Source organism: Psychrobacter sp. Sarcosine-3u-12 (assembly GCF_002836005.1).
Lineage (GTDB): Bacteria > Pseudomonadota > Gammaproteobacteria > Pseudomonadales > Moraxellaceae > Psychrobacter > Psychrobacter okhotskensis.
Map to the genome: position 1 here is coordinate 114,127 of NZ_PJBY01000102.1, position 23,816 is coordinate 137,942.

Consider the following 23,816-nt stretch of genomic DNA (forward strand, 5'->3'; position numbering starts at 1 on the left):
AGCTTGCTGTCTCTTTTTTCCCCACGCTTGCCTTCTGACATTCAAATAATCGTCAATATTCGCTAATAACGGGTCATCGCTATTGATAACTAGCAAAAATCGTCAATAATTAACCATCTAATAGCCAATAGAGGACGTAAACTTGTTAAAATAGGCCACCAATTTATTTATTGATGGACATCGATTTATGACCACTGCCGCTGCCACTCCTACAATACCGACTATCAAGCAAGACCGTATCCTCATTCTCGATTTTGGCTCGCAGTACAGCCAGTTAATCGCTCGCCGTGTGCGCGATTCTGGCGTTTTCTGTGAGATGTTCCCTTACGACATCGACACTCAGCGTATCACGGATTTTGGTGCCAAAGGTGTCATCCTATCGGGTGGTCCTGAGAGCGTGCATGCTGAAAATAGCCCACGTATCAACGATGCGGTATTTGAGCTTGGTGTACCAGTACTGGGCATTTGCTACGGTATGCAAGCGATGGCAGATCGTTTTGGCGGGCAGGTTCATGCCAGTGATATTCATGAGTTTGGTGCGGCGACCATCGAAGTAAATGGTCACTCGCAGCTGACTGACGGTATCGAAGACAGCAAGACTGACGGCGCGGCTGCCAAGCTAAACGTTTGGATGAGCCATGGTGATAAAGTCATCGAAGCGCCTAAAGGCTTTGACATCGTTGCTAGTACGCCAAGCTGTCCGATTGCGATTATGGCCGATGATGCCAAACAGTACTATGGTCTACAGTTCCATCCTGAAGTGACGCACACTCTACAAGGTCAAGCGTTATTGGGTCGTTTCGTACATCAGATTTGCGACTGTGCGGGTGATTGGACGCCAGACAATATCGTCGATATGCGCGTGGCACAGTTAAAAGAGCAAATCGGTGACAAGCAAGTATTGCTTGGTCTATCAGGCGGCGTTGATAGCTCAGTGGTTGCGGCGCTATTGCATAAAGCGATTGGTGATCAGCTAACGTGTGTGTTCGTTGATAATGGTCTGCTACGTCTGCACGAAGGCGATCAAGTGATGCAAATCTTTGCTGAAAACATGGGTGTAAAAGTCATCCGTGTCGATGCCGAAGATTTATTCTTAAACGCCTTAGCAGGCGAGTCTGATCCAGAAGCCAAACGTAAAATCATCGGTAAAACCTTTATTGATGTCTTTGCCAATAGTGCGCGTGAAATCAGCGAGCAAAGCGACGGTAAAGTCATTGAGTTCTTGGCACAAGGTACGATTTATCCTGATGTTATCGAATCAGCCAAGTCGCATCAAGGCAAGGCCCACGTGATTAAGAGCCATCACAACGTCGGCGGTTTGCCAGATGATTTGGCGTTTGAGTTGGTCGAGCCATTACGCGATTTGTTTAAAGATGAAGTGCGTAAACTTGGTATCACCTTGGGTCTACCAGCTAAAATGATCTATCGTCATCCGTTCCCAGGTCCAGGTTTGGGCGTGCGTATCCTTGGCGAAGTCAAAAAAGAATATGCCGATATCTTACGCCTTGCCGATGCGATCTTTATGCAAGAGCTGGAGCGCTCAGGCTGGTATGACAAGACCGCGCAAGCATTTGCGGTATTCCAACCAATCAAATCGGTCGGCGTGGTCGGTGATGGTCGCCGCTATGCGTGGGTCATCGCGCTACGTGCCGTTGAAACTGTAGACTTTATGACCGCGCGCTTTGCCCATCTACCGTATGATTTGATCGAGACAGTATCGAATCGCATCATGAATGAAATCGCGGAAGTATCTCGCGTGACGTATGATGTGTCGAGTAAGCCGCCGGCGACGATTGAGTGGGAATAATTATTCATATGCTATGATTGTAATATCAACGCAAAGGAGTGATGGACTATGAAACTGGTTCATGTGGGACAGAACGAGTGGATGTTTGAAGATGACGTTAGCGATAAGTCGGCTGACAATAGATCAAATGCGCTTGGCGCTGGTAGAGCGCTTAATCTTAAAATAAAAGCCTTTGTAGATGCCGAGGTAAAAAGAGGTCGTGATATCAACGATATTATGAATGAAGTCATGACCAAATTTCAGCATGAAATTGTGCAAGACTTTGATGAGCAGCCGCCAACCTCATTCCAAGTGATACAGATGACGCTGGAGAAAGAAGGTTATGAAGTGGCTCGTGATATTGCTCAGTTTTTAGTATTAGAGAATATGAATGACCCTGATGCTTACTTTAACTTAGCATTTTTGTGTGAGCAGCATGATGACAGCTTTTTAGCACTATTGAGTAGCCGCGAATGTATGCGCCTATACTTAGAGTATTTCCCCAAAAACTTTAATTGGCAAAAAAGTAAGCTGCCATGGGGCATCATGGATAACCGTCCCTTTTTGCGAGCGCTGTTTCAGCTGGCAAATGTCTATGCTGACAATATGAGCTTTGATGAAGCCTGCGAGCAGGGAGAAAGGCTGCTACAAGTTTGCCCTAATGACAACCTAGGTATGCGTGAAGCGCTGATAGAATGGTACATGTTTACCGAAGAGTATCAGAAAATAATTCGAATTTGCGACAACTATCCAGAGGATATGCTTGCAAATATCGCTTTCGGTAAGGTGCTGGCTTACTGTTATCAAGATAAATTAGATAAGGCTGAAAAAGAGTGGGATATCGCAAAAGATAACTTGCCTGAAGTGGCGCATGAAATTCTTAAAAAGCGTCATCCTAGACCACGCGGTATGGGTATCAATAGTTATGGTATCGAAATTGGTGGTAAAGAGCAGGCTTATCTCTACTGGCAAGATATGGGCGATTGGTGGGAAGAAAATACTACCGCTCAAACCCTGATTGAGAAAAAACGTGCTGAGAAAAAGAAGAAAAAATAATTTGATTTAGCGGCACTTCTCTTTAGTTAAAACACTCAACTTGGTTGGGTGTTTTTTTGTCTAAATTCCTGTATCAGGTGGTATAGGGTTATTTTCTTCGTACGAAAGATAGTCAAAATTGATACGTTGATATTGGCGTAAAGTACCTACAGAAATTTTAAATTCAGTGCCTACTTTAGGAACAGAGACGTCCATTCCTGCATCTTTTAATATATCGGCATATTCATTAAGTGCATCAGTAGCAGAAGCAATAGACTGATCATTAGAAGCTATACCTAACAAATTAACTGAATAAGTTTCTTCATCCTTAATATCTCGATTTGGATAAATCTCAACATATATACCAGTTAGATGTTCATTAGCTCGCTTAGCAATCTTTTTTCTTTTACCTTTCTTATCAGAAGACGCGATTAGCTGATCGAATTTAGTAGGTAATGCTGGTCTTTTATAACGACCAGCTAGCCAATCAATATACTGATTTAGATTCCCTTCTAAAAAGTTAATTGAAGAATCAGGTTTAAATTCTTCAAGAAGTGACTTTTTTATTTGAATTTTTTCGTGAGCTTTTAGCTCTAAAATAACCTTCTCATCAGAGCTGTTTGAGATGGCTTCTATATGCAATATTCTAGGATGACGATTATGGCTATACTGTTTATTAAACGCTTCAACTGATAAAAGCCGGACAATAGAGAGCTCGATGTATTCTTCTTGCGAGGAGGCAACGTCGCATGATTGTGAGGCAACAACCAACAAGTTGTTAGCAGATATAGTGAACGTACTATCTATATCACCTATTAGCTTTGCAACTGATTCAGGTTTGACAAAGCTGCCTTGTCGCCATCCTAATGCTTCGAGTATACGCTGCATTTAAACCTCTAAATCAAACCTACTTCAGGCGTCAGTGATTGATGAGTAAGACGTCGACCTGCAAAAATTATTTTTTCTCTATCAAGCTTTTCGTCTGTCAACATTTGCATCACGCTAGTAGAACCTAGGATAGGGGTAAACAGCTTTTCTTTATCAGTAGGAAGCTTGTTATAACTCCAGTCTTCTGCGATAACGCTTAACTCAAACACTCTTTGTCTATCTTTTTCTTTACTAATCCCTTGCTTCTCCCAGTTGTACAGTGTTTTTCTTGAGACACCAACAAGGTTAGCAAGCTCTTCATCACTCAAATCAAAATACTCTTTTATTGTCGAAAGCTGAGACTGGCGAGTATTGTACTTAACATTAATACTTGATCCGCTTGCTTGGCTCATTTTGTCAATTATATAACGACTGTTATCGTAACTGGTTGATTTCTTAAAAGCATAGGCTGGAGTAGTGGCAAGAATAGAAGCGCCTATAAAAGCGGTAGTAATATTCTTATTTATCCAGCTATTTGCTCCATAACTGTTTTGTCTCATTTCCATGCCTCCTTGGCTTGTTCTGTTGTTACATTCCAAAATGCTTTTCGACTGATTTTATGCATGTTTGATAGTTTACTAAGTATTAATCCTTTATTAAAATCTAGTGGACCGGACTCTTCTTCCTGAGCATTCCATACATGGTCGATATCCAATAGTAGTCTTTTGACAGGCTTATCAGAAGATTTTTCTATTGCAATGGGTAAATTCTCTGCATCAGGCCAAACTAAAACTTTATCCTCACCGTATATCGAACGAATAAAAATAGCCCCTTCTGTCGTTCTCCATAAAGTTTCATTAGTCTGTCTTAGTAAGCTCCCTGACAGTTTTAAATCATCGTTGTTGTATAGTCTAGGCTGAACAAAATCTTCTATTGAACCTTTGCCTTCAATGTTAAAAATGGTATCGCTATAACGTAAGCCAAGACCTAAACAGAGGCTTGGGTTAATAACATCTATGATAGTTTGTAATAAGAAATCACAGTTCTCTTCAAATCCATTAAAGCGTTCATATTCACTAGTCATAAACAATAAACGATTCTGGTTAACCGAAGCTGCGGTATGACTATTTTTAGAGATAAACTCCCAGTTGGCTTGAGCCTCTAAGCTTATACCGTTAGGCGACACCGTAATTTCTTGGGTCTCAGTGTTTCTTAGAATTGGTAGCTTATTTCTCAAAGCATCTTGAATCTTAGGTATGTATTCCTTTATACCTAGTATAGGAGAAAATCTAAATTCTGCTAATACAAAGACCAAAGGTTGATTCGATAACTTTTTATAGTCACACATGTTGAACTCTCAGTAAGCTGATAAGTCTATTTAAAGTTATTATATAATACACACTATGTGTAATTAGTTGTGTAATTTTTGGAAAACAGTTGAGAATTCCAAAAAAAGCAGCGCTCCAAAAAAGAGCACTGCCATTATATAAAAACTAAGTTCTAAGCCAAACCCTACCCCCGCACATTCACCACATAACGCCCAACTACCTTACTCGACATAAAGCGATCCAGATATTCTGGCGTTTGCTCAAGCGTAATCTCTTCGCCATAGCTCTCTAGATTAGGCAGTTTCATATCGGTGGCGACACGCTGCCAAATAGCTTCTTTGTCAGCCAGTGGAATATACACTGAATCGATACCCAATAATGACACCGCGCGGGTGATAAAAGGTATCACCGACATCGAAAACTCAGCGCCGCTGGCTAAACCACAACTGGTTACTGCACCACCAGATTTGGTTTGCTTGAGCAAATTAGCTAGATAATCGCCACCGAGCGTATCAATGGCATTGGCCCACAGCTCACGGCCGATAGGTTTGCTACCGATTTCATTGATCGTATCGCGATGACGGACTTCGCTTGCGCCCAGCTCTTTTAGATGATCACTCTGTTCTGGCTTACCTGAGAAGGCAATGACCTCGTAGCCCAACTGCTTCAATATCGCAATACTGATGCTGCCCACGCCGCCCGTTGCGCCTGTGACAGCGACTGGGCCATCGCTTGGTTTTGCGCCCATTTTTTCTAACTTTTGCACACTTAAAGCTGCGGTTAGACCGCCCGTACCATAGATCATCGCCTCTTTTAGGCTCAACGCTTCTGGACGGGCTACCGCCCAATCGGCAGGGATAGAAATAATTTGACCAAGACCGCCATCGGTATCCATACCGAGATCATAGCCGAAGACCACGACCTCTTGACCCTCAGAAAACGTGCCAGACTTATCACTGACCACGACGCCTGCCGCATCGATACCAGGGGTGTGCGGATAATTTTTGGTGATTCTTTTATTGCCCGATGCCGACATCGCATCTTTAAAGTTTAACGATGAATAATGTACTTCGATGAGTAAGTCGTTTTCTGGCAAGTCACTGACATTGCGCTCTTGAATGCTTTTTTTAAATTTACCATCGCTGGTTTCTTCGACGACTAAGGCTTTAAAGGTTTTGTTATTAGACATTGTCTGGATCCTCTTGTATTGCTCTTTTATTTGAGTGGATTTATAACGAACTATATTAAGGTTTTAACAATACTTTGCCCTTTTTGCCAGATTGCACCTTACCAGATACTGCTTCTTTAATATTATCCAGCGTATAGATGCCGCCTGTTGGTAGCTTTAACTTACCGCTAGCGGCGCGCTCGATAAGCTCTTTTATTAAACGGCTTTTATTATCCGCATCCATCTTTTGCATCAATGCACCGCCCCAAAATCCTTTGAGTGTCGCTTGCTTAAAGATGAGATGAGTCGGATTGAGCGCGAGTGGCTGACCAGACATCGCACCCACTGCTGCTATGATGCCGCCATGACCGAGCAAGCTTAGTAAGTCACCACCAGACTGACCGCCGACAGAGTCGACCGCACCGCTTATTTTTGCATCGCCGATAAGTTGACGGACTTGATCTTTCCAGTCATCATCATCGCTCACCACGTTGTTTTCGGTGATACCAATTTCGGTCAGCTCGTTTGCTGACTCTTTACTACGCACGACGTTGATGGTATTGATACCGCGCTCAGCTGCCAACATCGCAAGCGATTCACCAACTGCGCCATTGGCGGCATTTTGAATGACCCATTGACCTTTTTCTAGTTCTAAAAACTCAATGAGCATCAAGGCGCTCATCGGCATGGCAATAAGCTGCGCGGCCATTTCATCATCGATGGCGTCCGGTATAGGAATGACGCTACTGGCAGGCGCGGTGAAGTACTCGGCCCACGTGCCTTCGACACCGGTGACCACCACACGTTGACCCGCTTCCATACCTTTGACGCCATCGCCGATAGCATCAATAGTACCCACGGCTTCGCTACCAGCAAGTGCGGGCAGTTTTGGCTTGGTGCCATATTGGCCTTGGATAGTGATGAGGTCGTGGTTATGGATGGAGGATAAAATAGTCTTGATACGGACTTCGTTTTCTTTTGGCTCCGGCATTGGGCTGTCAATGATCGTTAGTACGTCTGACGGTTTGCCAAATTCGTTGTAGGTTACGCTGCGCATACTTATATCCTTTTTTATTGTTAGATAGCTATCGTTAATTATTAATCTTTAAATGATGGTGATTAATCACTCATCAACCTTAACAAGTAGGGCTTGATACCCGCAACCTGACTTTGGTAAATGAACGTTGCCCGCTGTTTATCAATATACTACTAGGTAAGTTATAAGCGGTAAGCTATAAAAAACTGTCATAAAAAATGGCAGCGCTCTCACTGTAAAGAACGCTGCCATTATCAATAAAAGTAAGGCTGGCTAAATGACAAGTTAACGACAGTTTAAGGTTTTAGCAGTACTTTACCTTTTTTGCCTGATTGCAATTCGCCATCGACTGCTTTGGCGATATCAGCCAAATCAAAAGTGGCCTCAACAGGTAGCTTTAATTTGCCATCGACCGCCCGTTCGATGAGCTCATTTACTAGGCGCTGCTTATGCTTCACGCTCATCTCTTGGCTAAGTTTGCTGCCCCAGAAGCCTTTCATTGTGGCTTGTTTAAAAATCATATCGGTAGGATTGATGGCCATGGGCTTACCTGACATCAGACCAAAAGAGGCCAAAGTACCATAATGACCTAGCAAGGATAATAGCTCGCCACTGTTCTCACCGCCGACGGAATCAACCGCCGCACTGATGGCCTCATCACCGACGATATGACGGACTTGATCCTGCCAGTCTTCATCTGAGGTATTTATATTGTTTTTAATCCCCAACGCTTCCAATTCTTTTATTGCGTCACTATTGCGCACCACGTTAATGGTTTTGATACCGCGCGCCGCTGCCAGCATCGCAAGCGACTTGCCGACCGCGCCATTAGCAGCGTTATGGATGACCCACTGACCCGGTTGTAATTCTAGGAATTCGATCATCATCAGAGCGCTAAGCGGCATCGCGATAAGTTGCGCGGCCATCTCATCGTTCAGATTGTCGGGTACAGGAAATATCATATTAGCTGAGGCGACGAAGTATTCCGCCCACGTCGCTTGTACGCTCGCCGCTGCCACACGCTGCCCGACTTTTAAGCCTTTGACTTCACTGCCAACCGCATCGATGATACCAATTGCCTCAGAGCCACCAATCGCTGGCAATTCTGGTTTGAAGCCATATTGACCACGAATGGTGAGTAAGTCATGGTTGTGAATGGAGGCAAGAATGGTTTTGACACGCACTTCATTAGCCTTGGGCTCTGGGATAGGACTGTCGCCTAAACTGAGGACTTCTGTTGGTTTGCCAAATTCGTTATAAGTTGCACTACGCATAATAAATCCTTTATTTATTGTTTATAAGTATTTTTAGATTAGTAACAGTTTGAAGATTTAAACCTCAACCACCACCTTACCTACGGTACGATTGGTCTCGACTTGACGGTGTGCTTGTGCTAAATCGGTAAAGGCAAAGGTTTTGAATACGTGTGGTTTTAGTGTCCCTTTCTCCAGCATCTCTTTTAGCGTCTGCATATCATCGCCGTTTGAGGTCACGTTAAAAAACGCAATATCGATATCATGCTGCTTAGCATAGCTTTTTGCTTTATCGGAGAACTGCGGCGTCGGTAAGGAGATGATCGATTTACCATCCTTGGTGACTTGTAATGACTTCTCAAGCACGTCACCGCCAATAGCATCTAATACAAAATCTAGATCCGAGACCAGCTCTTCAAAATCCTGAGTTTCGTAATCGATATGCTCATCCGCACCTAACGATAATACAAAGTCTTTATTATCAGCAGAAGAGGTTGAGATAACGTAAGCGCCAATATCCTTGGCAATCTGTATCGCAAAGTGGCCAACCCCGCCAGAACCAGCATGAATGAGGACTTTATCACCCGCCTTTATCCTTGGGCTTAATACTTGTAGTGCAGTCAAAGCGGCGAGTGTGGTAGCGGCCGCTTCTGCAAAGGAAGTGCCATTAGGTATCTTGACTAAATGCTCAGCTGGCGCGGCAACATATTCGGCATAAGCATTGCCGTGACCAGGGAAATTGACGAGTCCGAAGACCTTGTCACCCACTTTAAAATTGGTAACGTCGTCTCCTATAGCAGTGACTACGCCTGCGATATCCCAACCTAAAATCAGCGGTCTGTCAGTGCCATAGACTTGATCGAGGAGCTTGGGCATCTCGCGTATTTTTACGTCGACGGGATTAATGCTAATAGCTTTGACTTCAATCAATAGCTCATTGGCTTTTGGCTTCGGCTTATCAACATCGCTCAAAATTAGGTTTTCAATACCGCCTGCTTTATGGAGAAGGTAGGCTTGCATAAGATGTTCCTTTATTATCATTATAAGTAATAAAAATAAGTAGCAATTACCTTAGCAAGTTTTCCTGAGGACTAACAAGGCAACTTTGGTTACCTGATGTTGTCACTGGTTTTTTAGAAACTAGTTTTAGAGACTAGTTTTAGAGACTAGTTTTAGAGGTTAAATTTTTGAGCATTTACCAGGCTTAATTATCAAAGGTTTTGTCATCATCAAAGACTTTTTCATTGTCAAAGCGATTAGTCTCGAAATTATTGGTCTCAAGGTCGTTAACTTCAGGCTTAATCACTTTAAACACTCCATCAACCATATCAGTCAGCAAAGGCTCACCCTTATCATTGACGCGAAACAAGCCATACTCTGCCACCTCAAACGCTTCAGCATGACCTTCTTGAAAGAAGAAAGCATTGGTCGCTAGCTTCATCATGTTATTGCGCACGCGGTAGTAAAGCGCCATCTCATTAGCGGCTAAATCGCTCGGTATGACATTGACTAGACGGGTAAACGTACCGACGTTATTTTCATCCAAAGCGACAATGACGTAGCCTTCACTAGCGTTAATGTAGTATTCATTTTCTGGAAATTTTTCGTTTAATTCGTTGAGTACCTCACCTTCTAACGCATAGCTCAGGGTCATATAATCGCCTTGCATAAAGCTGCGCGGATCAACGGGCGCAAGCTCTAATAGCACGGTGTCGCCAGTAGCTAAATGGGTCTCAAACTTTGCAACATTAATGGTCATTATGACTAATATTATGATCAAACCCAGTAGCGCGATGCCGATGGTAAATGTACGCTTTCGCCACCACGGTAGTGGCTTGGCTACTGACTTTTGCCCCAGTAATGAATCATTTGTCTTATTCATGACAAGTGCTCCTTATCATTAGCCACTGTCAGTGCTTCGCCATTCCCTTTACTAATCCCAAAATAACGTTTGATTAGCACCCAGCGCATCAGTAGTAAGCCGATACCGATGCTTAGCATGGAAGCTGATTTTAGTAGTAGTGAAGTATCGAGCTGATAATAATACCAAAATATATAGCTGATTAACGAAAGCACACCCACCCCTAATAGCACCCGTTGACTATTGGCCATGGCGATGACGATGATCAGGCTAGTGGCGAGTAATCCTGAGACATAGATCGACATAACACCTAATATAATGATGGCAAAAACAATGATGAATCCTGTAGCTGATAGCAGTTTGACTTGATAGCGCTTGAGGATAAGCAAAGCGGCATAAAGGCTGGCGAGCGTCAGTAACCCTTGTGCCAGATAGTAGTTATAAACAAAGGTATCGCCATAACTATCAAGGCTATCAAAACTGCCCCCATATTCAGCCGCGATAAAATAAACCGAGACGCCTAGTAATACGATGGCGCTAGCGTAAGCAAAGGCACTAATGATAGCCTTTGCATAAACTTGCTGTTGTCTTGGAACGCGTCGTAATAGCGGATAACGCTGTAAGTTGGTGACGGCAGTAATAAGTGCCAGTAGCCCTAAGCTTAACTCAGGCAGGTGATAGTAATTGAATAAATAGACCACAATACCGAGCACGACGCTAGCACTTAGCAGTCGATAAACGACATGGGGTATAATAAAAGTCAAATAGCTTTGAATAATCAAAAACAGCCAGACTGATAAAGGCAGCTCTACTGCAAAGAAGAATAATCCAGCAGCGACATAGAGCTGTCCTGTGATACTGATAGCAAAAGCTGAATACTCAAAGAACAGATTATGATGTTTGCTTGCTGTGTTAAATAAGCAAAAGCCTAATGCGCTTAAAATCAAGCCTACTATAACCAATCCTACTGTACTTTCTAAAAGATTAGACTCAGCTAAAATTAAGGTCAGAAAACCGGTAAAAAACAAACTGGCTAACAGCCCACCAAAACCGATAAAAAGTTGCAAATACCAAGGAGTATGTTTCTCTGAGTCGTCATTTAAAGAATTATTAGCTGCTCTAAAATCGCTAGCGATTAGACCAATATTTTGGAGCGATGCTAGCGCTTGTTGGTAATTGTTATTATTCATGATCGACTCCTTCTTTATTCAAAGGAGTGTCAACAACTGTAGATACTCTAAAGCCTTCGAAAGGGTTATTGTCCAATTTTGCAACGTTAAACAACCATTTAATAGCATAGGTAATCATACCGATCAGTAGAAAAGTTAAGAGGAGTAGGGTGCCTGCATCAAAATTACTGGGTAAGACTTTACTCGCCCAAAACATCACCACAATAATGATAGAAAAGCAAAGATAAGTTAGCATTAGCAAATTTCTATCGCGCTGATAAAAACGCCAATATATAAAGGCGCACCAGCCTACCCAAAGTAGTAAAGACAGGAGTGTGGCTATCACACTATCAACCTCAAAAACAGTAATGATAGCGAGGAAGGTGATAAAAACAGTGCTCACTAGACCAACAATATAACTACTCCAGTGCAAGCTGGACTGAGTTTGCAAGACTATATCGTTGGTAGAAGTTTGGTAGTTTGAGAGGTTAGGATTAGAAATAGAAGTATCAGGGTTGAAAGATTGGCTAGGAGTACGCTGTTGATCCAAAAAGATAAGCCAAAAATTTAGCGCTATCAGATTGAAAAGGGCCAACGTCGCCGCTCTTATAATGTTTTGATAGCTGTCATTAATCAATGAGAGGTCTATGATACCGAGATAAAGTAATAAAAAAGCATTAATAAGCCCTAACCACAACAGCCACAGCGCAGGAAAGCGTGCAATCAATACCCACGGCGTAATTAATATTGCCCACCCAAAAAACAGCTGCCACGTATCCGCACCGGTCTGATACACCTGCCCAAACAGCGCCAGTAAGCTGCCGGTAATGATGCTAGCGATCAGCAATAACAACTGCCGAACAAAGGCAAAACGACGCCGAAAGGACAGCGCCACATACAGCGCGATAGTGATGACCAAAGCGCCTTCGACCAAAGCGAACTTGGCCAATTTGCCCATATATAGCCAGTTATAGGCAATAAAGAGCACAAGGGATAATACCAACGCTACCGCGCCGATAATCAATAGCGCTTTATCAAAAAACTGCAGCCATGTGCGCTTGCTGGGATAAACGTCTAAAAATAGTGCGGCGGTATCTGCCTTTTCTATGGGCAGTGTACCTTGGCTGAGCAACTGCTCGATTGTACGCCTTGATTGGGTCATAGCGCCCTCTATATAAAAATGGTATGGCTTATCTTAGCTGTTTTTATATGGTAGGGGTGGACTTAAGTTTAAAATTTATCTTGCTCGTTTAATTCAATAAAACTCAATTCTACTCAACACATGCTCTTGCACTAGGTAGGCGCAAACATAGGCACTAGGCCAAGCAAAAATAAAGGCCAGCCCCCATGAGTGCAAGAGCTCCGTAAAGAAACCATCTATAAAGCCTACTTTGACCAATATCAATGCCGTCGAGATAATGAGCGACATCATCAATGCCATGAGTCCAGTAAAAATTAGTCGATAGTACTTACGACGGGTACGTATCTTAAAGGTAGAGGTCTCTGCCATAATATTATGTAGTCCTACACAGTTAGCATCATGCTTAAATAGCTGAATCAGCATGATTTTTTGATGGAGTAAAGGGTTTTGTGCCACTTTATTAATTATTGGCGACTATCATATCGTGGGATGATGCGTTGGTAAAATCGTTATTACTCATCTTAAAGTTTGCCATATCTTAACGACTCTAGTTTTTTTCTTGAGAAAGCATATTTTTGATAATTAGCATACTAAAGCCTGCTAGTTTTGCTAAGATAAAATCGATCACCACAAACCAATAAGGCAGTAAAATGGCCGTTCAAAAACAGCGACACTCTCAACAAAAAACATTAGGCATCATCGGCGGTATGAGTTGGGAAAGTACCGAGAGCTATTATCGTCTGATTAATGAAGGGATAAAGGATAAGCTGGGCGGATTACATTCAGCAGATTTGCTCATACATAGCGTAGACTTTGGCCCCATTAATGAGCTGCAAGAGCAAGGAGCGTGGGAAGAGTTGGGCGTACTCATGGCTAATAGTGCCAAACGTTTACAAGCCGCAGATGCCCAAGGATTAATGATCGCCTCTAATACTATGCACAAGCTGTTTAATGCGGTGCAAGACGTGACCGACTTACCTTTGATTCATATCGCTGATGCCACTATTCAAGCAATTAAGGCGCAAGGTCTGACGAAAATTGCCTTACTGGGCACTCAGTTTACGATGACTGAGGATTTTTATAAGCAACGTTTGCTTGACGCAGGCTTACAAGTAGCGATACCAGAGAGTGATGCGCGTACAGAAGTGCATCGCATTATTAAGAACGAGCTTTGCGTAGGGGTATTCAAAGACAGCTCAAGAGCCTATTATATAAAGGTCATTGAGCAGTTAGCGGATGAAGGATGCGAAGGTGTGATTTTGGGCTGTACCGAGATTGGCTTGCTGATTAAACAAGCCGACAGCCCCATCCCTGTATTTGATACCACTGCTATTCATGCGGCAGCGGCAGTCAGGTTTTTACTTGGGTAATATTAAAGCCAGATCATCACTACTACGGTTTATTATGATTCGTTTAATCGCTACCCTGAAATTTTTGGCGCAAGCTTGCAACACTGAGTGAAGGTAAGCGCTTCCATGAAGTGGTCGGTGCCAGATCACGGCACGACGCCGAAGTGCCTATCTGAGCACGATAGCCCTCGCACCCTTGCGCGGCTTCTTCTTTTGACAAGTTTTCGCCTTTGCGCCAGCCACCGTATAGATATAATCCTGCCCCCATGACCGCGGTGGCTACCATACCTGCAGGGAATGATAACCAAAGCGCATCGGCACCCAGTAGTGGATACATGCCAAAAGCAAAACCAAGTCGCACAGGATACATCGAAATTACCATGACTAGCAGTGGCCAGATCACATAGCCGTTGGCACGCATCGTGCCAAAGAACACTTGCGCTATCCCAAAAAAGAGAAAGCCCCACGTCGCCATGGTTTGGATATGCCGACCGACCGGCACCGCTGCACTGTCACTACCCAAAAACAAGCTTAAAATAGTTTTATCAAAAATAGTCAGTATCCCAATCATAGTGCCTGTCAATATCACGTTAAAGATAAGCCCCCAGCGGGTAATCCCTGCCACTCGGCTCCATTGATTGGCACCGATATTCTGAGCGACCATCGCACTAGCGGCGGCACTTAGCGCCATGGCGGGCATCTGCACGTAAGTCCAAAGTTGCTGGGTGGCGCTATAAGCAGCGGTCGTCTGTACGCCTTCGCGGTTGATGAGCGATAGCATGGTTAGCGCTGCCGTAGAGATGACGATCATCTGCAAACCCATCGGCAAGCCCTTGGAAAACATCGACTTTAAGATGCCAAGGTCTGCCCGCAAAAAGCGCAGCTCTGGCATACTGAGTGTCAGCACCGAACCACGCCAGTACATAGTGACGACCATACCGATAAGCGCTAACGTATTAGCAACTGCCGTTGCAACGGCTGAGCCAAAGATACCCCATTCAGGAAAAGGGCCTAAACCCAAAATAAGCGTCGGCGTCAAAATCAGATCAATCACGACCGACATCGCGATAAACCAAAGCGGCGTGGTGGAATCCCCCGTACCGCGCAGTGCCATCATCATCAGCGTAAAGGTTAGGGTGACGGGCATCGCAATAAAGATCATCCGCAGATAAGTCAAAGCAAGCTCAAAAGCAGTTGGCGGCGTACCGAGCAGATCGAGTAGCGTTGGAGCAAATATCCAGCCTATTGCTGATAACAATATACTGATGGGAATAATGCTCCCTAGCGCCGTCCCCATGGTGCGTTTAACCTTAACGTCATCGTTTTGACCCATGGCTTGACCAATAAAAATAGTGGCCGCCATACCGAAACCAAACACGAATGAAATCATGATAAACATTAAGATATTGCCGTTCGCCGTTGCGGCAAGCGCCTCATCGTTTTGACCCATGGCTTGACCAATAAAAATAGTGGCCGCCATACCGAAACCAAACACGAATGAAATCATGATAAACATTAAGATATTGCCGTTCGCCGTTGCGGCAAGCGCCTCTTCCCCCAAAAACCGGCCGACCCAAACAGCATTGATCGAGCCGTTTAATGACTGTAGTGCCGAGGAGCCAAGGGTTGGCAAGGCAAACAGCAGCATGGTTTTGGCAATCGACCCCTCGGTAAGGTCACGCGATTTGTCAGTGGAAGTAATAGTGTCGCTCAATGTGCATCCTTTTGCGCCATCCAAATGGGCTTCGGTTGATGGTAAAAAATAGCCCTGCCCTGAAAGGCTGATACTAAAATCACCCCAAACGTTGTTGTAAACCTAGCTAAGGTCTCGACATTATCGTCGGTTTACGCCTGATTTGATAAAAGGTTTGGGGCAACTTTAGCAATCAGTAGTCCTGATATTTGAATGTTCAACAGACCCTAATGAAATAAACATTAATGTAATAAAAACGCTCATTATAAATGACAATGCGTGTGGCATCTTGATTAGAAAGGTAATCAGGGAAGCGGTAGTCTTGTTTATCAAATGCAAAGGGATAATGTTTTGACTGCAAAGTTATCAATTAAAAAATATAAGCATAAGTTTGCCGTTAGAATCATGGTCTACAAGACACTTTCATATTACCTCTTAATAAGGATGTTTCGATGCTATTAAAACGCTTAGGCCTTGCCGCTCTATTCAGTCTATCAGTGGTGGGTTGTACGACTGCCCCCAATTCTTTAGCGGTCAATACCACGCAAAAAATTATCCAGTATGAGCGCAATAAGTCAGATTTAGAAGTCAAATCGTTGACCTTAGCTTCTGGCGACAAAATGGTTTATGCCGAAAACGCGAATGTGACGGGCGAGCCGTTACTATTGATTCATGGCTTTGGCGGTAATAAAGATAACTTTACGCGCATCGCCAGTCAGCTAGAGGGCTATCATCTGATCATTCCTGATCTGCTGGGCTTTGGTGAGTCTAGCAAGCCTATGACCGCAGATTATCGCTCGGAGGCGCAGGCCACGCGTCTGCATGAGTTGCTGCAAGCCAAAGGTGTCGCGTCAAACATTCATGTCGGTGGCAATTCGATGGGCGGGGCGATCAGTGTCGCTTATGCGGCAAAGTACCCTAAAGACGTCAAAAGTCTATGGTTAGTGGACACAGCAGGGTTTTGGTCAGCAGGTATTTCTAAATCGCTAGAAGGCGCGACTTTAGAGAACAATCCGCTACTGGTCAATAACAAAGAAGACTTCTACAAAATGTTTGATTTTGTGATGTATAAGCCGCCTTACTTGCCTAAGTCTGTCAAAGCAGTATTTGCCCAAGAACGTATCGCTAATAAAGAGCTACACGCCAAAATCCTTGAGCAAATCGTCACAGATAGTGTCGAGGAACGTGCCAAAATCATCGCACAATATAATATTCCGACGCTAGTGGTTTGGGGTGATAAAGATCAAGTCATTAAGCCTGAAACGGTCAAGGTGATAAAAGAAATCATCCCACAATCACAGATTATTATGATGCCAGAAGTCGGTCATGTACCGATGGTCGAAGCGCTTGACCAAACAGCGGATGATTATAAAGCGTTTCGAAAAGGACTAAAGAAGTAGTTGTTTAGGTCGAAAATACTTGTTCTAAACCAAAAAAGAAACATCAGATAGACTGGTGTTTCTTTTTTTTGGTTAGAATATTGTCTCTACATCAAGAAAACTAACACTCTTTTACCAGCCGCTCTAATAATTCAATCGTCCGTTCTTGTCTGACCAAAGCCACCCCTTGCCCTGCCCATAGAGACTGATATTCTGCATCTAGGTTTTGTTTCGCATGTGCACGTAAAACTTTGGTCATGGCGTTTAATTGAGGGTAGGGCGGTAGTTCATGCGCGCTTTCAAATTGACCAAAATCGCGCAGATAATCGTTTAATAAACCGCGTGCTTGCTTCCCTGAAAACAGCCGAGTTAAGCGCGTTTCGCTACTGCGTTTATCTTGACTAGCATCCAGTAGCGCTTGCTTATAAATGTCATTAATACCGCAGGTATCAGTGGTCAAAAACGCCGTGCCGATTTGCGCCAGCTCAGCACCAGCGCTTTGAATCGCTTTAATCGCTTGCCCTGTCATAATCCCGCCAGCCGCGATTAACGGAATATCGGTACAGGCACGCGTTTGACTAATCAGCGTCAATAATCCCAATGGATCATTTTCACTTTGCGCTAACCACCCACCACGATGCCCACCCGCTTCTACCCCTTGCACACATACCGCATCGACGCCAATCTCTGCCCATGCTTTCGCTTCCAATGGGTGATTGGCAGTACCGATGACACGTGTGCCTAAATCTTTTAAGCCTTGCACTTGCTCGGCGCTGATGATGCCAAAGGTAAAACTAGCAACCGGAACGGGATTGTCATAGAGCACTTGTAGCTGCTCTGCAAAGCTTAGCGCGGGTCGTTCAGGTAACGCCATGTCTATATTGTTTTCTTGATAATAATCACTTAGCCAAGCAGGGATTTCGCTATCCAAAGCACTAGATTCATGCTCTGATAACACCATCAGATTGACCATAAAAGGACGATCGGTGAGCGATTTAATGGTGTTGATTTCACTATTTAAAACGTCTGGCGCCGTCATGCCAGCCCCCAATGACCCTAATCCACCAAACTTACTCACCGTCGCCGCCAGCTCAGGCGTGGTTGCGCCTGCCATGGGGGCTTGAACGATAGGGTAGGTGATATTAAGAGTGTTAAGTAAGGTCATGACTGGCTTCCTTTTTATTTTATACCAAACCCAAAAATACGATTAGCGGTGTCAAACTCGCTTAGTCTACCAAATGTAGTACTTGCACTCGTTTTCCTTGCTACTCGGATTTTTAGGAATGGTATTATTAGAAAATTTTCATGACTTACTTTAGCAAAGCTGGACGGCATGCGTGTTAGATAATGTGTATTTCGTTATTCGATAAAAGAAGTAAGGTTTTGGCTACGAGGTTGTAGTTAAGGTGTTTGACTATAAAACTGTAGTTAAAGTGTATTAATGCATATAATCAAGATACTGAACTTAAAGAATTAGAAGATTAATGAACAAAATAACTCAAATTACTCGACGTGACATATTTGATATATTAAGAGTAGAAAAAATCTGGTGGGCAGGAAAGCTGGATGAAACAGAATTTTTATCTAGGCTTTACGATCTAGAAAGTATGCCTTCGACAGATCCTAGGTTTTCGAACGCAGCAGACGATATCTGGCAACACAGGTTCAATAATTATGATTGGGAAGACAATTGGGTTTTCAGTGACAAAAGATTTGATTTGTTAAAATGTCAAGATGCTTATTTTCTCAACTTTCTATGCGAAATACTACATCCAGTAGTGAGGGAGAATTCACATGAAGTAGATAAACTTCATCGTAAATTTAATGATAGCCTGAGTAATGATGGATTTGAACTTGTAGAAAGAACACGTATCTCTGATAAACCAGTTTTTAGTGGCAGAATGAAGTATACGGGCAAAGCGTCAATCGAAAGAAAAGGTAATGAAATAAAAGTTATTTTTGATGCTGAGTATGTTTCACAACAGATTAATCTAATGGAGTCATCAATAGAAACATCTCCTTATCAGGCTATAGGAGTAGCGAAAGAGTTAATTGAAACTGCCTGCAAATCAATCTTTAAAAGTAGGCAGGAAGAATATAATAAAAATTGGGACTTATCTAAATTGATGAAAGAGACTACAAAGCTACTTAAGATTACGCCTGATGATATATCTAACGAAGCAAAAGCAGCAAGTTCAATAAGACAAATTTTAGGTAGCTTATCCTCTGTCGTTCAAGGAATTGCAGAGGTTAGAAATGAATATGGCAGTGGTCATGGCAAAGATAGTGGGTTTAAAGGTTTACAACCTAGACACGCTAAGTTAGCAGTCGGAGCAGCCTCTACTTTAGCTATATATTTACTAGAAACAAATGAAATTAAAAAAGATAATTAAAGTTTAGCCGCTAAATTAATTATGCTTATTCAAAAGGTGAAAAAAGCCAATCATCCAAACCATCAAAAAGATGCTAAAGAAAACTGACCCATTCTTATAAAGCTAAAGTTTAATTCAACTGCAAAGACCCTTTCGCATTCATTAGCAGCTCAACCACGTCATCACCACTGATGACGGTAAAGCGCTCATCGATAGCGGACTCTTCAACACCGTTATGCTCCATACAGGCACCGCAGACCAATACTTGACCACCTTTTTCGATAAAGGCTTCTAGTAACTCGCCAGCAGGTTCAAACGGTGCGCCAATATTGACCTTATCTAAAGCATGAGGCACGCCTAAGTGCACGGCATCTACCATCAATATCACGGATGCAGAGTGACCTTTTTTAAGTGCCACGCCTGCCATGGTAAAAGCTAACGTAATTTTGCTTGGGTTTGAGTCCGTGTTGTCGAATAGTGTACCGACATAGTCAGTGCGAAGATCCGTATTGTTAGCCATTTTATTCCCCTTATAAGCTTTATTTGATTTTATACGACACTCATGACTATCCTAACAGTTATTATACTTATTTATATAATGTATTGTTATGGAACAGTAGCTATAAGGTTTCTAGAAAATTATAAGTAAGTCATTCTGCTCTCAACTGTCTAGATTTTCCGACGTAGGCTGGGTTTTTAACCCAGCTCTGCAACTTTGCACAATCCAAAACGCTGGGTTAAAAACCCAGCCTACAACAATACTATCAACATTGCGGCGGCCAAGGACGGTCATCATCACTCTCAATCCATTCTGCCACATAGCCTGACGGTGGCAACTGCCAATCCGCTTGTCCTAGAACTTCCAGCACTTGCGCCGTCTCGATCACTTTGCCACCTTTGGTTACGCCAGTGCGTAGTAGGGCGGAGGAGCAAGGTTTGCCTTTGACCCACATCGACTGCTCGATGTATATCCAGCGCTCATCGAAACCGGCGATATGAGTTTTCATAGTGACTTTATCAAAGGCGCGAATGCGTTTGCGATACTGAACCGTACTGCCCGCGACGACCAAACCCCAGCGCTGTTTGAGCAGCTGCGTGCCAAGACCGCTACGCACGGCAAAGTCGGTACGACCCATGTCATAAAGGGTCAATACGCGACCATTATTCATCTCAAGGAAATTATCGATGTCGGTGAGACGACAGTAAAACTCAATCTCGCCAGTATCTCTAAAGCTGAGGGTCTGCCCTCTTTTAGCTTTTATGGCAGATTTTATGATAGTGCTGGTATAACGGATAAAGGGATACATGTGGCGCTCTCAAAAGGGGAACATTAGTTCGATAGTATCAAAGCGGAGCATCCTATCACTTATCGGACAGCACACCAATAGAGTGAAAGTAAGCGCTGACAGTTTCAGGTATCCAATCGATATCAAATCTTGATTTTTTATAAAGATGGGTAGATTTATCTTTATCCGAACGATAACGCAAATAACCGATATGCCCGCCATGATCGGTGTCGATGAGAGTGACGCTGTCAGATACATCATTTGGCGTCGCGGTAAAGCCAATAAAAGGGTCGTCTTTGGCACTGATTAATAATAAAGGCTTGGTCACATTGATCAAATAAGGGAGGGCAGAGGAAGATTGGTAATAGTGATTGTTGGAGCGGTAGCCATGACGCGGTGCGGTAAAGATGTCATCAAAGTCGCTGATACGATTGACCGCTTTGATGGCATCGATTTCTTCTTTGGTGATGTCGTTTGCCAGTGCTTTTTTGATGATAGGATTGAGTAGATATGGCGTATAAATACGATGGCTCAGAAAGCTGTGCATATTGAGCGCCGCCGATGACATATCGACAGGCGCAGAGATAACGGCTGCACCCTTGCAGATGGCTTTATCCCCATATTCGCCCATGTATTTTGCCAAGGCATTGCCACCTAGTGACACCCCAGCCGCATAAATATTGGCATATCGCTCGCTGAGATTTTGTAGCGCGTGATGCACTTCATCGGTGTCACCGGCATTATAAAAGACTCGACCATTAGCAGGAATACCGCCACAACTGCGAAAGTGCGCCACCACAAAGTGCCAGCCTTGCGCGTGCATTTGATACGCCAAAACCCGCGCATAATGACTGTCGCTACTGCCTTCCATACCATGAAACAAGACGATTAAAGGTGTTTGTTCACGCTCATCATTTTCGATTGCTTTTATAGGGTGCGCATCATAAAAGTCATAAGCAATATCAGTCTCACCTAGAGAGTCTTGCATCACCATCCGACGATACGTCGGTACTGCTGGTGCAAAAAACTTGGGCAAGATACTTTGCAGATGCGGGTTAGAGAGCCAAAATGGCGGCTTAAAAGGCGTGGGGTTGAAATGGTCGGGGAGGTTGTAGGTTTGCATGGCGTGATCTTATCGTTAGTGTTGAGAGTAAGCGTATAATACCGATAGATATATTGAAAACCAAAGACTTTCAGTGAACGCATGGTTACTCAAATTTTTGATGGCTTTTTGATGGTTTGAGGTTGAATTCATGTTTCCTTCAATACCCGCCCATCCATCGCAAGGCGTTCTTTTAAAGTCTCAATATCTGCCTCAGCAAGCGTCACGGTCAAGGTGACTTGCTTACTGTAAGCGACCTCATCAATACGACCGTTTAGACTCTCAACCACATAGCGGCATTGCGCTTCGGTCGCAAATTCTGCGAGTATTTGCACTCGGCTCATGGCTACATAAGGGCTTAAAATCATCTGGTCGACCGCCGCTTGCGCAGAACCTGCATAGGCACGGGTCAGACCGCCAGCGCCCAGTTTAATCCCGCCAAAATAACGCACCACAATGATGATGACGTTGCCAATAGATTTGTGTTGTAAGACATTTAATATCGGACGTCCTGCGGTACCACTCGGCTCGCCATCGTCGTCAAAGCCAGCGCTGGTGGTATTATCAGGGTCACCAATGATATAGGCCCAGCAGTAGTGACGGGCATCGGCATATTTCTCACGTAGTTGTTCCACGTGAAACATTGCTTGCTCACGTGAGTGCACCGGATACGCATAAGCGATAAAATCAGATTTCTTGATTTCTAGGCGGGCAGTGACGGCACGTTTTAGCGTTTGATAGCTCATATTTCATCAGGTCTAGGTAGGATATGGTAAACTTGTCTAACTTTCACTGTTGTCCATATTTGGCGCAGTGTTCATTTAATTTTTCATTATAGTACCATTTCTCACGCTTAAAGATAACGAGCGAGTCGCGCCTAAGTGCTAATCTAGTAGCCTTGGCGCGGCGGATAGAATTAGCGATTTCGTTAAGTTCATTCCGTTAGCGGCAGAGTTGGGAGTGGTAACATAACACTGATGGTAGTCAATCGTATGCGTTTAGATAAATTTATTAGTAAAGCCACTGAGCTGTCGCGCAAAGAATCCAAAAAGATTATGCACGCGGGTGAAATCACGGTCAATGATCAGATAATCAAAGATCCTGGCGTCCATGTCGATATCGTCAACGATGATGTCATGTGGGCAGGCGAGCCACTATCGGTCGCGGCGGGCAATCGCTATATACTCCTGCATAAGCCTGAAGGTTTTGAATGTACCTTAAAAGTTAAAGAACATCCTATCGTCACCGAGCTGATTTCGGTACCAGAACTGGGTAGCTTACGTATTGCGGGTCGCCTCGATGTCGATACGACTGGTGCGTTGCTCATCAGTGATGATGGCAAATGGTTGCACCGTGTCACCAGCCCTAAACATGCCCATGCCAAGATTTATGAGCTGACCTTGGCTGAAGCGATGGACAGCGACGCTCAAGCCAATGCTGTTAAAAAAGTGGCTGAAGGTATCTTATTAGAAGGCGAACATGAAGAAACCAAGCCTGCGGTTCTTGAGTTCATCGATGAGACTCATGCGCGTTTAACTTTAGAGCAGGGCAAGTATCACCAAGTAAAACGTATGATGGGTTATTTTGGTAATAGAGTGACTGAGCTGCATCGCGCCAGTATTGGTCATATCACTTTAGACGGTTTGGAAAAAGGCGATAGTCGCTTCTTAACCGAAGAAGAAGTCGCCAAATTCTAAATTTTCGCCTTATTGAACCCTAAAATAATTTGTGAAAATAAGATTTAACATGAGCAGCCACTATTAAAGTGCGCTGCTTTTTGCTGCCTGTTATGTCTGTCTGCTATCGTCAATACTGAATAAAATAGATAAAAGATATAACGCACGAAGCTGGTACAAATTTCTTGGGCTTGCTGTGCCTACGCCGACAGACCCTAACTTATCTATATTTGTATTGCCTGTCTCTTAAAGCTCAGTAGCAATTTTGCAAATTTGGCCTTTTAATCGCTGTCAAAGTTAGCGCATATGCTAAAG

23 protein-coding genes are annotated in these 23,816 nt (G+C 43.6%); 6 read left to right on the forward strand and 17 right to left on the reverse strand.

The window, feature by feature from the left end:
• The first annotated feature begins 187 nt into the window (after window positions 1–187).
• On the forward strand, window positions 188–1,807 hold the full coding sequence (gene guaA, locus CXF65_RS09755; RefSeq protein ID WP_101211906.1) for a glutamine-hydrolyzing GMP synthase: 1,620 nt from the start codon (window positions 188–190) through the stop codon (window positions 1,805–1,807).
• 48 nt (window positions 1,808–1,855) lie between these two features.
• On the forward strand, window positions 1,856–2,842 hold the full coding sequence (locus CXF65_RS09760) for a tetratricopeptide repeat protein (RefSeq protein ID WP_101211907.1): 987 nt from the start codon (window positions 1,856–1,858) through the stop codon (window positions 2,840–2,842).
• A gap of 60 nt (window positions 2,843–2,902) precedes the next feature.
• Here CXF65_RS09760 and CXF65_RS09765 read toward each other — a convergent pair whose 3' ends face one another.
• The 11 genes from CXF65_RS09765 to CXF65_RS09815 all read right to left on the reverse strand — a co-directional run bounded on the left by CXF65_RS09765 (window position 2,903) and on the right by CXF65_RS09815 (window position 13,013).
• Entirely contained in the window at window positions 2,903–3,709 is an 807-nt protein-coding gene (locus tag CXF65_RS09765; RefSeq protein ID WP_025652918.1) for a hypothetical protein, read from the reverse strand.
• Window positions 3,710–3,717: 8 nt separating this feature from the next.
• On the reverse strand, window positions 3,718–4,248 hold the full coding sequence (locus CXF65_RS09770; RefSeq protein ID WP_025652919.1) for a hypothetical protein: 531 nt from the start codon (window positions 4,246–4,248) through the stop codon (window positions 3,718–3,720).
• Window positions 4,245–5,036, reverse strand: coding sequence for a TIGR04255 family protein (locus CXF65_RS09775; protein WP_025645354.1), 792 nt, complete (start codon window positions 5,034–5,036; stop codon window positions 4,245–4,247). Before CXF65_RS09775 ends, CXF65_RS09770 begins: the two co-directional genes overlap by 4 nt.
• A gap of 164 nt (window positions 5,037–5,200) precedes the next feature.
• Entirely contained in the window at window positions 5,201–6,205 is a 1,005-nt protein-coding gene (locus tag CXF65_RS09780; RefSeq protein WP_101211908.1) for an oxidoreductase, read from the reverse strand.
• Between the two features lie 55 nt (window positions 6,206–6,260).
• Window positions 6,261–7,241 (reverse strand): zinc-binding dehydrogenase, encoded by a 981-nt coding sequence (locus CXF65_RS09785; RefSeq protein WP_101211909.1) that lies wholly within the window; start codon window positions 7,239–7,241, stop codon window positions 6,261–6,263.
• A 275-nt stretch (window positions 7,242–7,516) separates the two neighbouring features.
• Window positions 7,517–8,494 carry a zinc-binding dehydrogenase gene (locus CXF65_RS09790; RefSeq protein WP_101211910.1) on the reverse strand — a complete coding sequence of 326 codons (978 nt, stop codon included), beginning with the start codon at window positions 8,492–8,494 and terminating at the stop codon, window positions 7,517–7,519.
• 57 nt (window positions 8,495–8,551) lie between these two features.
• Window positions 8,552–9,493 carry an NADP-dependent oxidoreductase gene (locus CXF65_RS09795; protein WP_101211911.1) on the reverse strand — a complete coding sequence of 314 codons (942 nt, stop codon included), beginning with the start codon at window positions 9,491–9,493 and terminating at the stop codon, window positions 8,552–8,554.
• Window positions 9,494–9,677: 184 nt separating this feature from the next.
• Window positions 9,678–10,355: a GDYXXLXY domain-containing protein gene (locus CXF65_RS09800; RefSeq protein ID WP_101211912.1), complete on the reverse strand. Its 678-nt coding sequence runs from the start codon at window positions 10,353–10,355 to the stop codon at window positions 9,678–9,680.
• Window positions 10,352–11,524, reverse strand: a complete 1,173-nt coding sequence (locus CXF65_RS09805; protein WP_101211913.1) for a DUF4401 domain-containing protein — start codon at window positions 11,522–11,524, stop codon at window positions 10,352–10,354. Before CXF65_RS09805 ends, CXF65_RS09800 begins: the two co-directional genes overlap by 4 nt.
• Window positions 11,517–12,665: a DUF2157 domain-containing protein gene (locus CXF65_RS09810; RefSeq protein ID WP_101211914.1), complete on the reverse strand. Its 1,149-nt coding sequence runs from the start codon at window positions 12,663–12,665 to the stop codon at window positions 11,517–11,519. The genes CXF65_RS09805 and CXF65_RS09810 overlap by 8 nt, the downstream gene beginning before the upstream one ends.
• 93 nt (window positions 12,666–12,758) lie before the next feature.
• The gene (locus CXF65_RS09815; RefSeq protein ID WP_101211927.1) at window positions 12,759–13,013 is read right to left on the reverse strand and encodes a DUF2798 domain-containing protein; all 255 of its coding nucleotides are present in this window, start codon (window positions 13,011–13,013) and stop codon (window positions 12,759–12,761) included.
• A gap of 281 nt (window positions 13,014–13,294) precedes the next feature.
• Here CXF65_RS09815 and CXF65_RS09820 point away from each other — a divergent pair, with 281 nt between their 5' ends.
• Window positions 13,295–14,014: an aspartate/glutamate racemase family protein gene (locus CXF65_RS09820; RefSeq protein WP_101211915.1), complete on the forward strand. Its 720-nt coding sequence runs from the start codon at window positions 13,295–13,297 to the stop codon at window positions 14,012–14,014.
• Window positions 14,015–14,057: 43 nt separating this feature from the next.
• Here the strand turns inward: CXF65_RS09820 and CXF65_RS09825 are convergent, their stop codons facing one another.
• On the reverse strand, window positions 14,058–15,707 hold the full coding sequence (locus CXF65_RS09825) for an MATE family efflux transporter (protein WP_227523244.1): 1,650 nt from the start codon (window positions 15,705–15,707) through the stop codon (window positions 14,058–14,060).
• A 431-nt stretch (window positions 15,708–16,138) separates the two neighbouring features.
• Between CXF65_RS09825 and CXF65_RS09830 the strand changes: the two genes are divergently transcribed.
• Entirely contained in the window at window positions 16,139–17,086 is a 948-nt protein-coding gene (locus tag CXF65_RS09830) for an alpha/beta hydrolase (RefSeq protein ID WP_025652930.1), read from the forward strand.
• 100 nt (window positions 17,087–17,186) lie between these two features.
• Here the strand turns inward: CXF65_RS09830 and CXF65_RS09835 are convergent, their stop codons facing one another.
• Window positions 17,187–18,230: an NAD(P)H-dependent flavin oxidoreductase gene (locus CXF65_RS09835; RefSeq protein ID WP_101211916.1), complete on the reverse strand. Its 1,044-nt coding sequence runs from the start codon at window positions 18,228–18,230 to the stop codon at window positions 17,187–17,189.
• A gap of 319 nt (window positions 18,231–18,549) precedes the next feature.
• On the opposite strand from CXF65_RS09835, the gene CXF65_RS09840 reads away from it, so the two are divergent.
• Entirely contained in the window at window positions 18,550–19,458 is a 909-nt protein-coding gene (locus tag CXF65_RS09840) for an abortive infection family protein (protein WP_101211917.1), read from the forward strand.
• A gap of 109 nt (window positions 19,459–19,567) precedes the next feature.
• On the opposite strand, the gene CXF65_RS09845 is transcribed toward CXF65_RS09840, so the two are convergent.
• The 4 genes from CXF65_RS09845 to CXF65_RS09860 all read right to left on the reverse strand — a co-directional run bounded on the left by CXF65_RS09845 (window position 19,568) and on the right by CXF65_RS09860 (window position 22,571).
• Window positions 19,568–19,957, reverse strand: coding sequence for a DsrE family protein (locus tag CXF65_RS09845; RefSeq protein WP_101211918.1), 390 nt, complete (start codon window positions 19,955–19,957; stop codon window positions 19,568–19,570).
• Window positions 19,958–20,201: 244 nt separating this feature from the next.
• Window positions 20,202–20,744: an acyl-CoA thioesterase gene (locus CXF65_RS09850; protein WP_101211919.1), complete on the reverse strand. Its 543-nt coding sequence runs from the start codon at window positions 20,742–20,744 to the stop codon at window positions 20,202–20,204.
• 55 nt (window positions 20,745–20,799) lie between these two features.
• On the reverse strand, window positions 20,800–21,846 hold the full coding sequence (locus CXF65_RS09855; RefSeq protein ID WP_101211920.1) for a YheT family hydrolase: 1,047 nt from the start codon (window positions 21,844–21,846) through the stop codon (window positions 20,800–20,802).
• A 128-nt stretch (window positions 21,847–21,974) separates the two neighbouring features.
• Complete coding sequence (locus tag CXF65_RS09860; protein WP_101211921.1) at window positions 21,975–22,571, reverse strand: YigZ family protein; 597 nt, start codon at window positions 22,569–22,571, stop codon at window positions 21,975–21,977.
• Between the two features lie 246 nt (window positions 22,572–22,817).
• Between CXF65_RS09860 and CXF65_RS09865 the strand changes: the two genes are divergently transcribed.
• Window positions 22,818–23,522 (forward strand): pseudouridine synthase, encoded by a 705-nt coding sequence (locus tag CXF65_RS09865; protein WP_101211929.1) that lies wholly within the window; start codon window positions 22,818–22,820, stop codon window positions 23,520–23,522.
• Window positions 23,523–23,816: the final 294 nt, after the last annotated feature.

What these genes read in the sequence shown, in the direction of transcription:
- guaA (WP_101211906.1), top strand. Translation starts at nt 188, where the DNA reads ATGACCACTGCCGCTGCCACTCCTACAATACCGACTATCAAGCAAGAC.
- CXF65_RS09760 (WP_101211907.1), top strand. Translation starts at nt 1,856, where the DNA reads ATGAAACTGGTTCATGTGGGACAGAACGAGTGGATGTTTGAAGATGAC.
- CXF65_RS09765 (WP_025652918.1), bottom strand. Translation starts at nt 3,709, where the DNA reads ATGCAGCGTATACTCGAAGCATTAGGATGGCGACAAGGCAGCTTTGTC.
- CXF65_RS09770 (WP_025652919.1), bottom strand. Translation starts at nt 4,248, where the DNA reads ATGAGACAAAACAGTTATGGAGCAAATAGCTGGATAAATAAGAATATT.
- CXF65_RS09775 (WP_025645354.1), bottom strand. Translation starts at nt 5,036, where the DNA reads ATGTGTGACTATAAAAAGTTATCGAATCAACCTTTGGTCTTTGTATTA.
- CXF65_RS09780 (WP_101211908.1), bottom strand. Translation starts at nt 6,205, where the DNA reads ATGTCTAATAACAAAACCTTTAAAGCCTTAGTCGTCGAAGAAACCAGC.
- CXF65_RS09785 (WP_101211909.1), bottom strand. Translation starts at nt 7,241, where the DNA reads ATGCGCAGCGTAACCTACAACGAATTTGGCAAACCGTCAGACGTACTA.
- CXF65_RS09790 (WP_101211910.1), bottom strand. Translation starts at nt 8,494, where the DNA reads ATGCGTAGTGCAACTTATAACGAATTTGGCAAACCAACAGAAGTCCTC.
- CXF65_RS09795 (WP_101211911.1), bottom strand. Translation starts at nt 9,493, where the DNA reads ATGCAAGCCTACCTTCTCCATAAAGCAGGCGGTATTGAAAACCTAATT.
- CXF65_RS09800 (WP_101211912.1), bottom strand. Translation starts at nt 10,355, where the DNA reads ATGAATAAGACAAATGATTCATTACTGGGGCAAAAGTCAGTAGCCAAG.
- CXF65_RS09805 (WP_101211913.1), bottom strand. Translation starts at nt 11,524, where the DNA reads ATGAATAATAACAATTACCAACAAGCGCTAGCATCGCTCCAAAATATT.
- CXF65_RS09810 (WP_101211914.1), bottom strand. Translation starts at nt 12,665, where the DNA reads ATGACCCAATCAAGGCGTACAATCGAGCAGTTGCTCAGCCAAGGTACA.
- CXF65_RS09815 (WP_101211927.1), bottom strand. Translation starts at nt 13,013, where the DNA reads ATGGCAGAGACCTCTACCTTTAAGATACGTACCCGTCGTAAGTACTAT.
- CXF65_RS09820 (WP_101211915.1), top strand. Translation starts at nt 13,295, where the DNA reads ATGGCCGTTCAAAAACAGCGACACTCTCAACAAAAAACATTAGGCATC.
- CXF65_RS09830 (WP_025652930.1), top strand. Translation starts at nt 16,139, where the DNA reads ATGCTATTAAAACGCTTAGGCCTTGCCGCTCTATTCAGTCTATCAGTG.
- CXF65_RS09835 (WP_101211916.1), bottom strand. Translation starts at nt 18,230, where the DNA reads ATGACCTTACTTAACACTCTTAATATCACCTACCCTATCGTTCAAGCC.
- CXF65_RS09840 (WP_101211917.1), top strand. Translation starts at nt 18,550, where the DNA reads ATGAACAAAATAACTCAAATTACTCGACGTGACATATTTGATATATTA.
- CXF65_RS09845 (WP_101211918.1), bottom strand. Translation starts at nt 19,957, where the DNA reads ATGGCTAACAATACGGATCTTCGCACTGACTATGTCGGTACACTATTC.
- CXF65_RS09850 (WP_101211919.1), bottom strand. Translation starts at nt 20,744, where the DNA reads ATGTATCCCTTTATCCGTTATACCAGCACTATCATAAAATCTGCCATA.
- CXF65_RS09855 (WP_101211920.1), bottom strand. Translation starts at nt 21,846, where the DNA reads ATGCAAACCTACAACCTCCCCGACCATTTCAACCCCACGCCTTTTAAG.
- CXF65_RS09860 (WP_101211921.1), bottom strand. Translation starts at nt 22,571, where the DNA reads ATGAGCTATCAAACGCTAAAACGTGCCGTCACTGCCCGCCTAGAAATC.
- CXF65_RS09865 (WP_101211929.1), top strand. Translation starts at nt 22,818, where the DNA reads ATGCGTTTAGATAAATTTATTAGTAAAGCCACTGAGCTGTCGCGCAAA.